Source organism: Trebonia sp. (assembly GCF_030042015.1).
Lineage (GTDB): Bacteria > Actinomycetota > Actinomycetes > Streptosporangiales > Streptosporangiaceae > Trebonia.
In genome coordinates this window covers 1-11,895 of sequence record NZ_JASIAL010000558.1, presented here as the reverse complement: position 1 = coordinate 11,895, position 11,895 = coordinate 1, and the positions used below count along the sequence as shown (strand labels likewise).

Annotated in this window: 6 protein-coding genes; 1 reads left to right on the top strand and 5 read right to left on the bottom strand. The window is 70.0% G+C overall.

Translation table 11 applies throughout. The features are described from left to right. Positions 1-25: 25 nt before the first annotated feature. Positions 26-3,895, bottom strand: a complete 3,870-nt coding sequence (mobF, locus tag Q1N79_RS29915) for a MobF family relaxase (RefSeq protein WP_300614473.1) — start codon at positions 3,893-3,895, stop codon at positions 26-28. A gap of 312 nt (positions 3,896-4,207) precedes the next feature. Between mobF and Q1N79_RS29910 the strand changes: the two genes are divergently transcribed. Next, positions 4,208-4,630 carry a hypothetical protein gene (locus Q1N79_RS29910; RefSeq protein WP_300614471.1) on the top strand — a complete coding sequence of 141 codons (423 nt, stop codon included), beginning with the start codon at positions 4,208-4,210 and terminating at the stop codon, positions 4,628-4,630. A 187-nt stretch (positions 4,631-4,817) separates the two neighbouring features. Here the strand turns inward: Q1N79_RS29910 and drmC are convergent, their stop codons facing one another. The 4 genes from drmC to Q1N79_RS29890 all read right to left on the bottom strand — a co-directional run. Continuing rightward, positions 4,818-5,591 carry a DISARM system phospholipase D-like protein DrmC gene (drmC, locus tag Q1N79_RS29905; protein ID WP_300614474.1) on the bottom strand — a complete coding sequence of 258 codons (774 nt, stop codon included), beginning with the start codon at positions 5,589-5,591 and terminating at the stop codon, positions 4,818-4,820. A 7-nt stretch (positions 5,592-5,598) separates the two neighbouring features. Next, complete coding sequence (gene drmB / locus Q1N79_RS29900; protein WP_300614470.1) at positions 5,599-7,611, bottom strand: DUF1998 domain-containing protein; 2,013 nt, start codon at positions 7,609-7,611, stop codon at positions 5,599-5,601. Then, on the bottom strand, positions 7,608-11,294 hold the full coding sequence (gene drmA, locus Q1N79_RS29895; protein ID WP_300614469.1) for a DISARM system helicase DrmA: 3,687 nt from the start codon (positions 11,292-11,294) through the stop codon (positions 7,608-7,610). Before drmA ends, drmB begins: the two co-directional genes overlap by 4 nt. Beyond that, a partial coding sequence (locus Q1N79_RS29890; RefSeq protein WP_367185159.1) for a type IIL restriction-modification enzyme MmeI occupies positions 11,291-11,895 on the bottom strand: 605 nt, incomplete at its 5' end. The genes drmA and Q1N79_RS29890, both read right to left, overlap by 4 nt.

Sequence of the window (11,895 nt, the reverse complement as noted above, 5' to 3'; positions counted from 1 at the left end):
CTGAGATTCCACCGACGGCGAGAAGTCAGCCGCCAGCTTCATGATCTAGGTCCCGGTCCGCTAGCCGTTCCAGGACCCAGGGCGACACCGGGATCTCGGGCTTGGGCGGCTGGAGTATCGCCGTCCGGCTGTGAGCGGCAGCAAGCGGGAAGGCGGATGCGCCGAGGACCCCGGCGGTGACGGTCAGGCTCTGGCGTTCGGCCATCCTGACAGCGAGCTCGTGGCGCCTGGCGGCCACTTCCTCGATCCGGCGGGAGGTCTCCGCCAGGCCGGGCAGCCAGCTTTCGCGGCTGTGCCGGGTGTTGTCCAGGGTGAGAGCGTCGCGGGCCGTGTGCCAGGCGGCGCGCAGGTCCGGGCTGTTCGCGGTCGGCTCGGGGCCGATCGGGTCGTCTAGGCTCAAGTGCCCTGAGAGTTCGCGGTAGGCGCCGATGGCGGCGGCCTTCTGCTGCCAGGTCGCGCGCTCGGCGGGGGCGTCCGGGACCGTGCCGAGGGCGGCGATTGCCCAGGCGAGGCTGCTGGCGGCGGCGTGCTCGCCGATGCGGCGCTGACGGTCGTCCATGACGGCGCCGAGCTCGGCGAGGAACCGGCGGCGTTCGGGATCATTGGTTTCGGGAACCTGAGCGGACCACGCGGCAGCCGGGAGCGGGACGAGGTCTTTGTAGCGGCGGCGGATGCGGGAGTCGATCACGGCGGCGGCATCGCGGGCGCCGGTCAGGTCCCGTTCGGCGACTGCCCGGGCGAGGATCTCGCCTGGGTCCAGGCCGGCGAGCTCGGCAGCGCGCAGGGTGCGGTGCAGCCACTGCTCCCGGTGGCCGGGCTGATGCCCGGTTCCCGGGGGGAGCGCGGACTGGAGCAGGGCACGGTAGCGCCGCTCGTGAGCGGGCACGGTCTCCGCGGTCCACATGGCGTGGAGGACGGCCAGGTGGTCGGCGTCGGCCAGGGCCTGCTCCCAGGCCTGGGCCGCGGACTCGCTGGCGCCGTCCCGTTCGGCGATGACCTGGGCGAGCACCTCCACTGCGCTGGTCGTCCCGGGGTCGTCCGGGTCGGCCGGGCCGGGACCGGCTGCCTGCGGGGTGAGGCGGTCGTAGCGGGCGAGTTCGGGAGCCGGGCGGGTGCCGGGGGCCGGGTCGGACAGCTTGATAGGCGTGGTGAAGACGTACGCGGTGTTCTCGTCGGTGCCGCGGGTGAGGGCTACGTAGGCGTGCTGGCGGTCCTCGCTGCCGGTGAACACGGCCAGGCCGGCGCGGACGGTGCGGCCCTGGGCGACGTGGCCGGTGACCGCGTAGCCGAGTTCGGCGTCCGCGTAGTCCGCGTACAGGAACTGGCGGTCCGTCCAGCGCCGCCGCCCGGTCTGCCGGTCGGCGCCGAGGGCGCGGCGGACCAGGAGGCCCTGGCTGGTGATGGCGTCGATGCGGAGCAGGTCCCCGTTGGCCAGGGTCCTGCCGGGTACTCCGGCCTCGGTGCGGTGGTCGTTGCGGGTGCACAAGATCAGGTCGCCGCGTCCCGCTGGCGTGCCGTCGGCGATGGTCACCATCTGGGTGCCGTCGACGAGGCCGAGGCGGAGCAGGTTCTCGCGGACGCGGCGGGACAGTTCCCGGCGCAGGGCGTGGTCGGCCGCGATGAGCAGCGCGTCGGTGCCGTTCTTGGCCAGGGCCGTGTAGCGGGCGGCGGCGGCCTCCGTCACGAGTTCCGGGTCCCCGCCGGTGACCCGGCCGTGCCGTTCGTACTCTCCGGCGACGGTGGCGTCGCCGTCGCGCAGCCGCAGGCTGGCGGTCCGCTCCCACGCCGCGCGGAACCGGACCGGCTCGGCCAGCCGGACGTAGCCGAGACGGCCGGCCAGCAGGGACATGCCGCCGCCGTTCTGTACGGCCTGGAGCTGTTCGGTGTCGCCCACGACGATGACCTTGCCGCCGTGGCGCTCGGCCAGGTCGATGAGGTCGGCGAGGTCCGGGCTCGTCATCATCGACGCCTCGTCGACGACCAGGAGGGTGCCTTCCGCGATGGGCCAGTGGCCCAGCGCGCCGCGTTTGCCGGGGAGGTGGCCGAGGAACCGGGCGCTGTTGTAGGACTCGATCCCGCCCGCGGCCAGAGTGTTGCGGGCCGACTGGGACGCGGTGATCCCGATGACGGGGCCGAGGCCTGCCTCCCGCCACGCTCTTGCGATCTCGGCCAGGACCCGCGTCTTGCCCGCCCCGGCGGGCGCGTTGATGACTGACACGCGCCGGCCGTCGGTCAGCACCGACAAGGCGGCTGCGGCCTGGTCTTCGCGCAGCCCGGAACCGGTGGCTGCGCCGGTTTCCGCGTCTCCGGCCAGCGCGCGCTCGAGCCGCGCGGGGTCCGCGCCGAGCGCGTGTGCGGCGGCCGCGCGGGTCATCCGCGGCGCGGCCACGGCCTGCGCCTGCGCGGCCATGCGTTCCTCCATCGACAGCTGCGCGCGGGTGGCGTAGCGGGTGCCGCCATGGCGCCGGTACACGCTGCGGCCGTCCGCGCGGACCAGGTCGGCCGGCAGGTCGACCGGGTCCGGGGCCTCCAGGCACAAGACCGGATCGAACTCGGAGCGCAGGATCCGTTCGGCGGTTTCCTCCAGCAGCCCGGCAGCGGCTTCCGGGTTCCGCCCGGTGCGGGGCAAGGTCCGGCCCAGGTGCTTGACCAGGTCTGCCCGGGTCCACGCGGACTTTTCCTGCTGCGCCAGTGCCAGGGCCCGCCGGGCCGCGCGGGCTAGTGCTGCGTCTGCGTCTGGCGGGTGACCGGCTGCGCCGGCGCGGTGGGCGTCGGCGTGCCAGACTGACGGGGCCACGGACGCGAGCGGCACGCCGAGCGTCCGTGCCAGCCGGTCCGCCCAGCCCGCGTGCGCCTGCGCCAGGTCCAGCGCGCTTTCCTTGCCCTTGCGCGTGGCGAAGTTGGACGCCTGCGCGAGCTGCGCCAGTTCCCGCTGCGACGGCGCGCGGCCGTACCGCTCCTCGAACCGCGCGGCGCGCTCGCGCACGTCGGCGGTGATCGCCCGGCGGCGCGAGGAGAACAGGTCCATCATCTCCTGCGCGATCCCCTTGATCTCGAACCCGTTGCCGTCCTCTCGGGCAGCCCACTCCAGACCGAACCTGGCCGTCAGAGCCTCCTCTAGGTGCTGGGCGGTGATCGCCGCCACCGCGCCGGCGTACTCGCCGTAGCCGAGGGAGTCCGGGGCGCGCCACTTCCCGTCCTTGCCGGTCCGGGCGACGTGGGCGATCTGCGAGTGGACGTGCAGCTGCATGTCGCCGTCCCGTGACGTGTGCTGCAGCCAGTGCGCCACCGCCAGGTCCGCCTCGTGCCACTGCCCCGTCTCCCGGCCGTTGACCCTCTTGCCGTGCGAGCCGGTGCGGGTGTAGCCCGCCTCACGCTGGAAGTAGGCGAAGCCTGCATGCACCGCCTGCTTGATCATTTCGTCGGTCTCGGCTACCAGCCCCGACCAGTAGCGCTCGCCGTCGGCGTCACCGGCTTCGCGGGCGAGGCGCGCATTTTCGCCCAGGGAGGCGTGGAAGATCGAGATGGACTTCGAGAAGGACAAAGTCAGGTCGAAGAACAACGGGCTTTGCCGCGCCTCGTACGTTGCCTGGGCGCGAAGCTGGCGCTTGCGTTCCGCTGTGGCCTGCGGCTCGGCGGCCAGCAGGCCTGCATAGATGCCGGCCGCTTTCTTGCTGCCGCCGGGCGGGCGGCCCAGGGGTGTGCCGTCTGGGGCCTTGCGCTCGCCGAACAGGAGGTCATACGGCTCGCGCTCGACCTGCTGGCCAGGAGCGAAGCCGAGCGCCCGCGCGCCAGGGCCCCACCAGGTGCCTGGAGGCTCGCTGCCCTTCTCACTTGGCTCGATGTAGTAAGCGGCCGGGTTCACTGCCAGGGACGGGTCGACCTGCTTCCACACGTAATCCAGGTCATAGCCCTTGCTGAGGGTGCCGATGACTGCCAGGGGCTACCTCCGCTCGGCGGAGGCGGCGGGACTGACCATGATCATCAGATGGTGCATGGGTGTGACGCGATCAGGAACCATGCATCAAGGGTGGCGAATCGGGCGATCAAGATCAGAAATCTAAAGGCTCAGCAGTGGATGTCAGAAACGCTGTGAGATTAAGGATGGCGACACCGGCGGTCACAGACTGGGCCCGGCCGCAACCGGTGGTTTCACGGACCGAGCCGAACGGCTCGCCGCGCAGCAACGGACTAAGGAGAGACCAACATGTCAGATTCAGGGACGTTCACCCCGGTGAAGTACGGGCGTGACGAGGGAGAGTGGAACGAACTGGAGGAAGCTGGGCTGGAGTTCCTCCGCGAACGTGCCAGGCTGGAGCGAGTCACCTCCTACACCGAGACGAACACGGTCCTGGCGCAGCGGACCGGGCATCGCCGCTTCGACTTCGACCAGGAGAGCGAACGCGCAGCGATGGGCTACTTGCTTGGCAGGATCTCCGACCGGGAGTTCGGCCGCACCGGCGTGCTGATCTCAGCGATCGTCAACTACCTAGACGCCAATGACGCCGGCCCCGGGTTCTACAAGCTGGCGCAGGACAAGGGCCTGCTCCCGCGCGGCCAGTCGCGCGCTCGGCAGTGGGAATTCTGGGCTACCCACGTGGCCCAGGTGTTCGCTACATACCGGCGGTGAGCCAACCACGCTACGGCGCAAGGGGCTCAAATCCGCCGACAGACGAGCGCTGCGATCACGGCACCCGACCACTCAACCTGAGCTGCCAAAGTCACCTGTTTGCAGCTCAGATCAGATGGGACAGGACAGTTCCGACACGTGAGCGGGGGGACTACGGACTGGCGGCTACGGGCCAGCGATCTTGAGGCTAGCCCTGAGTTGCCCAGGGGCCGGGCGCGCTAGTTGTCTGTACACGCTCGAAGAGCAAGTCTTCGGCGTCCCGCAGTTCCCGTTCGACTGACTCGGCGAGGTTGGAGTTGTCAACCAGAAGACCGAACTCAAGGTTCGCGTTCTCCGCGCTCCAGGAGAAGTTTGCGCTGGTGACGAGCAGGAACCGGTGGTCGATCGAGATGAACTTCGAGTGGTTGCGGACCTGGCGGCCATCGAAGGATTTCGTCCGCAGCACGATCGCCGATTTCAAGTGCGTCGCGACCTCGTCCGTGGTCGGCGACCATGCCCGCCGACCTTCCGAGTCCGCAGCGCGCGTGTCAATGTAGACCTTCATTGAGATCTCCGGCCGCTGCGCAGCTCGCCGCAGCGCTTCCCAGAGCCCTGATGACCGCTGGAAATTGAACGTCGAGCAGACCACCGAGTACCTGGCGTTGTCCACCAGGTAGCTGACCGAGTGCGTCAGCCGGCCGTGCTGGGCCAGGTGACCCGGCATGGTCCAGAGCGGATCCATCGTCGTGGGTGCCGACCTTGCGCCCTCGATCGCCCGCAGTACAGCGACGACTGCGCCGCGATCAGCACCGCCGCGGTCAAAGCCGTGATCAGCGCCCAGCACCCCGGAAAGCAGAGACCGCACCTCCGGCCGACGGCCAGGTGCCACTACCCGTAGCGCTGCGGTAAGCGTGTCCCCGTCACGCAGGCGATCGGCGATCTCCTTGGCTTCCGTTCCGGTGAGCAGCGCCCCGAGCCGCAACGCCGGACTAGTCAACTCGTCCGAAGAACCCAAGCTCGCTCCCCGGCAGGTCGATGAGGAACCGCCGGTCCAGGAACCGGTTCGCCCGCTCGCAGGACGTCTCCGACGCCATCACGCAGCAGTGGCACGCCGCCCCGTGCAGGAAGTCCTCCGGGTCCGCCGGCGTCCGCCTGGCACAGATCGGGTCCGACGAGCACCGCGTTGCCCGCTCCAGCGCCCCCGACACCACCCGCTGCAGCGGTTCCTTCTCGCTCAGCGCCACCAGGCCCCCGAGCGTGCCGTCGCTGTCGGACGCCGTCGTGACGACCAGCAGCCCCGCCGCAGGCGGGCGCTCGTCCGTCGCCGGCCACGCATAAAGCCGCTCGCTCAGGCTGGCGGCCTGGTACCCGCACTGCATGGCCATTTCCCGGATCAGCGCGTGCGCGAGCGTGTGCACCAGCCAGTAGCGCGGCGGCTTCAGCCTGGTGTCCGGGTCGACTTCCTCGCCCGTCTCGGAGAAACGCCGGTAGAAGTTCCGCCGGTGCGCCAGCCGGTGCGCCTCCCACACGTCGCTGTCGAGTATCTTCTGCTCCCACGAGGCGATCCGCGACTCGTCGAGCTGCAGGAAGACGCCCTCGCCGCGGTCTTCCGTCGCGACCGTCCACGCTGGCCGGGGTTCACGGGTCAGCGGCACCAACCGTTTGGGCACGTCGCCCACCCGGTCGAACGCGTCGATCCGCGTGAACCCGGTCAGCGCGTTGACCTTGCGCAGCCGTTCGACCGCCAGCACCCGGGTGATCTCGTTCCGCAGCTGCGGGCCGCGGTCCCGCCGCGACAGCGTCAGGCCGCTGTCCGGGTCCTCATGCCGGTCGCCGAGCGGATCTTTCAGCAGGTAGCGCCACTCGGGGACGAGCAGGTCGACCGGATCCCACTGGCGCAGCCGTTCTTCCTGCTCGTCGGGGGTCGGCGGCGGCGCAAGGGCAACAGCCACCAGCGCACCCAGGTCGCCGTCGGACAGGCCCGTCACGTCAACGCCCCCGGCGTCCAGGAAGTCACGCAGGATGTCCAGGGAACCGGCGTACTTGGCGAGCTTGCCCCCGAGAACGGCCCGGATGCGGTCCGCGAGGTCTTCGGCCTTCTCCTGCGCCGACTCAGGCATCACGATGATCGACAGCGTCGCGGGGAACCACAGGTTGGACGCGCCGATCAGCATCAGCTTGGTCTGGGCACCGCATCCGCCGGGCTCGAACGCGTCCAGGTGGGGATGCCGGCCCCGACACTTGGGCAGCTTCGCGGCGCCCGCCTGGCCCTGGGCCTCGTTCATCGGCCGCTGCAGCTTGCAGGACTCGCAGCGGATCATCGCCGACGCGCCCTTGCCCGCGGTCCGGTCGATCATCTTCATGACGGGGATCTCTGCGTTCTCGCATGTGCGGCCCCGGTGCACCCACAGCTCGTACGGGAACTCGTCCAGGTGCCCCATCACGCAGGCGAGCAGGTACCTGGCCGGCACGGCGGGACGGGCCGCTTTCCCGGCTCCGCCGCGGCCGGGACACTTCACGTGCTCGAAGCGGGCCTGGTCGGTCCGGTACGGATGGGTGTTGATGTAGCTGAACTGCGACACCAGGCCGAGCAGGTCGCAGCCGGTGCACCGCAGCCACTGCGGGAACACGCGGGCCGGGACACCGAGATCGACGCCCTCGTTGCTGAACGCGTTCCGCTTCGGCTGCCACGGATGCGGGCGAAGCTGCACGAAAGGCGAGCGCATGTGCGTGCGCACCGCCTCGCGCAGCCGCGGCGCGTGGATGCGCGGCGGCTCTCCGTCGCGCCGGTTCCAGATCCGATCCCAGTCGTCGAGCCCGGTCGGCATGATCGTGAACTGGGGCAGGTCCATGATCGCGCCAGGCCCGTAGGTGTACAGCAGCGACGACGGGCGGCTCGACCCCACCTTGGCCCGGTTGTGCTTGACCGACTTCTCGTTCTCGGCCTCCGCGTCGCCCAGCGGGTCGACCGCGCGGGACGCGTCATACAGCAGCTCGGTCACGGCGAAACCTCCTCAGCCGGCGGGAACTCCCACCGCGGCGCGCCGGGCGGCGCGATGTACACCAGGTTGTCCTTGATCGGGCTGACCAGCAGGTTGATCTCCGGCTGGACCTCGCGCATCGAGTTCGCGACCACGAACGGCGGGGCATCGGCACCGCCGCCCCGTGCCCGGGCGTTCTCCGCGCTCATCATCAGCGCGTCGTACTTGGCGTCGTCGGTGACCCGCTCGTAGACCAGGGTCTTGTGCAGGTCCGCGAGGTGCTTGCGCCGGGCGGTCCACTGGTCGAGCCGGTTCAGCAGCCGCTGCCGTGCCCGCCCGGCCGCGTCCTCATCCGCGGCGCGCCGTGTCCGCCGCACCAGCCCGTCGATGAGGCTCAGAACGAAGTCCCGCTGGCTCTCGATCCGCCCCGCGTTCCGTTCCGGCGACAGCCCGTCCGGAACGACGCTGGTCAGCACCCTGGCCGCGCTGACCAGCACCCCGTCAAGCCCGCGGTCCAGCGAGGTGGCCGAGAACGGCGTCACCGACAGCGCCTCGACCTGCGCGTGGAACGTCTCGTGGTAGTGCCGGAACTGCTCGAAGTGCGCCAGGTCACGCGGCCGCGCCCAGTTCCCGAGCGTCACCACGAGGCCGGGCCGGGAAGCCTGGCGGCCGACGCGCCCGGACGCCTGGATGTACTCGGCGGTGTTCTTCGGCTGGCCGACGACGAGCATCAGCCCGAGCCGGTCCACGTCCACCCCGACCTGCAGCATCGAGGTGGCGAGCACCACGTCGAACGGGCGCGCGCCACGCTCAGGGACCGGCTGGCCCGCCTTGCGCAGCGCGGCCAGTTCCCGCTTCCCGGCGTTCGAGTCGAACCTCGGGTCGAAGGTGACCGTCATCTGGTCCAGCGTCGCGGTGATGTCCGCCGAGGACACCCGGGAGGTGAGCTCGGCCAGGTTCAGCTGCCCGTAATCGGTGCCGTACCTGGCGGGCAGCAGGGACCACGGGCGCCGCCGGGCGAGCGCGGTCTGGATGTCGTCGCCCAGGTAACGGGCCATGCCGGCCAGCTCGCGGATCGTGCTGAAGTAGCCGACCAGCGTCAGGTACGGGTCGGCGGCGTCACCGGACCGGTCGATGAGCAGCTGCGCGGCGGCCATCAGCACCTCGGCCACCCGGATCTCGGCGGTGGTGAGCCGGACCCCGGTCGTACTCAGGCCGATGTACCGCCGCCCGGGATGCTCCCGCGAGACCGGCTGCTCACTGGAGAAGAACGTTTGCCCCGCGTCGAGAACCTGCGGCGGGAAGATCGTCGCGTCCCGCCCGTACAGCGCACGCACCTGGTCGGCCGCGTTCCGCGCGGTGGCCGTCGACGCGACGACCAGCGGCCGGACCGGGTTATCCACGAGGTCGCGCCAGGAGCACAGCGCGTCGACCGCGACATCGAACAGCCCGACCGTGGTGCCGAGCGCCCCGGTGATCAGGTGCAGCTCGTCCTGGATGATCAGGTCGGGCGGCCGGAGGCGGCCGACCGGACGTCGGTAGTACGACGTCTTCGGGTGCTTGTTACCCGCCTGGATCTTGCAACCTGTGTAGTCGGGGTGCACGTACCCGTGCAGCTCGCACTTCTGCGACACGTAGCCGAAGAGCGACGCCGCCTCGCCCTCGCGAGCCAGCCGCGCGAACTTGTCCACGGTAGCGATCACGAACGAGGGCGCCAGCCGGTAGATCTCCTCATCCACCGTGAGAACCGGCAGTCCGTCGGCGATCTCGCCGTCCCGGGAGAACGGGCAGTCACCAAGCTCGTCGCCGCAGTACACGTAGATCCGCTGGTGCTCGTCGTCGGCACGCACGTTGGCCGCGCCGATCGAGGTGCCGCACCAGGGGCACCGCTGGAACTGCAGTACGGTCAGCCGCGCGCTCGGGCCCGCCTTCGCGGCCCGCTTGAGCTGCTCCCTCGCCTCCTCGTAGCGCTTGGGCGACACGTCCGTGCCGACCCACAGCCCGATACGGAACGGCTCGTCGCCCCACACGCCGGGATCACGGCGCCTTGCCAGCTCGGCGGCGCAGACCAGGGCGGTCGCCCGCTGGAACTGCTGAGCGGTGAGCAGCCGCAGCGTGTACCGCATCAGCACGGTCACGCCAGCAGACCCGTCGAGCTTGCCGCCCGGGGTGTCCAGTTCGCCCCGCAGCCGCCTGATCGCGAACGCGTAGGCGGCCAGACCCAGGTACGCCTCGGTCTTGCCGCCGCCGGTCGGGAAGAACAGCAGCTGCGCCTTGGCGAGGTCCCCGGACCGTTTCTCCGCGGCCGGGGCGGTGAGCAGCGGAAGCTGCATCAGGATGAACGCGAGCTGGAACGTGCGCCACGAGTGCGGCTTGTCGGTCGAGGCGAATACGGCGTCGCGGGCCTCGCCGATCGACTCCCCCGGGGACTGTGCCCGGCGGCGGGCGATCTGACTCTGCACGCGCTGGCCGGCCATCACCTCGTTCATGAACCGGAAGCACCGCAGCGCGTCCGTGTCGCTGAGCACGTGCTCGAGCCCGGCCGCGAGCTGGGTGTGCACCTTCCGCGCCTCGTTGACCGCGTCCAGGCCCTCGTCGCGCAGGTGACCGGGAAGCTGCTGCGCCCGTGCTTCCTCGCCGTCGAGCCATTCCTCGTACTTCTCCACGATCGGCGACAGCCCGGCGCGCAGCTCGGCCGGGGACGCGGCGGCGAGCTTGCGCATGTCGAGCAGGGCATCGACCTCGTCGGCGGCGACCTGCGGCGTCTCGCTTACCGGCAGCCACGTCGTCCATACCTTGCCCGCCCGGCGGGCACCCTCGGGCACGTCCCAGCCGACCGAGCAGGTCCGCCCGACCGCGAACTCGAGCCGGTCGCGGTACTGGAGGTTCAGCCGCCGCAGCTCGTCGTCCGGCTCCCAGCGATCGTCCAGCAGCGGATCGGTGACCGGCAGGAACGCGGGCTCTCCCGCCGCTGTCACGGTGAACCTCGTCTGGTACAGCCAGGCGTGAACCGGGATCTTCCGCGGCGCCACCAGGTCGTTGCACAGCGCGATCTCGATCAGGCGGCAGCCCCGCTCGGGCTCGTCGTGCCGGTCGATGCGCAACACGACCTTGTCCCTGAGCGGTATCTCCGTCGTCACGGACTCGCCAAGATCGGCGACGACGATCCGCTTGGAGATCTGGACCGGGGTCCGCTTGTACCTGCGGATCCGCGACTCATCCCCCTCGGGCGCGGGCACCGACTCGTACACGCCCCACGACGCGGTCACGGTGAACGACTCCAGGTCATCGGGAACCTGGCAGCGCAGTCCCATCGACGCGGGAATCATCAGGCCGCGCTGCTGCGGCGTGTCCTCCAGGCCGGAGTCCTCGTCGGCCCCCGCACCGCTGTCGTCAACCTCGGTCAGCGGAACGCCCCGGCCGGCTTCGGCGTCGTCCGCGTCCCCGACATCGGTATCGGGCTCCCCCGTGTCCGCGTCCTCCGGATCGCCGGTGCCGGCCGTCAGCTTGAACGGCGCGATCCGCCCGACCAGGTACACGGCGTCGGGCGCACCGTCGATGATTTCCTCGGGGCCGTTCATCGGGCCGAGGAGCTCCCGTTCGAGGATGTTGGCCAGGTTCTCGCGGGCCGTCCAAGAACTTCCGTCTGGCTCATGCTTAAGCCGGTACTGAGGCGGTTCGACCGGCGTACGGGGCGTGCTCACTCGTCATCCCCCTCGTCCTCATCCTCGGCGGGCGGGGGTGCCTCACCCTGGGCGTCTCCTCGCCGTAGGTTTTCGGAGAGGAGGCGGTCTAGGATCTCCACCCGCGCCGCAGGCGAGACGGTCCACCGCTCCATCTTGCGGTAGGTGTGGAATCCATGATCAAGCTCGACGTCACCCCAGCCATAGGCGTCTAGAACCGCCTTATCGAGTTCGACGTGGATCTGCCGCATCCGATCAACATCGACGTCGGCGTAGTCGGGATCGTTGACTAGATTGTATAGCTTGGTGAGTCCGAACTCCCGGCGCAGCATGATCTCCCGCCGCTCGTTGTCCAGCATCCGGCCAGCCTCTGCGAGCCGTTCTGTTGGCTTAGGACGCGGGAATGTCAGGAAGACGTCGGATGGCGAATAGCTCACATCGGTACGCATTGTGGCGGTGTACTTGATCACCCATACTTGATGGATGCTTGAGGAGAGTACAGCCTGCTCTGAGTATGAATCTGTCGCGAAGACTATTATCTTGTTGCTGAACACCTGGCCCGTTGGAACCCTCATCGGCATAACGGTCTTGCTGACTACCGCGATTACGACGACCTCATCCA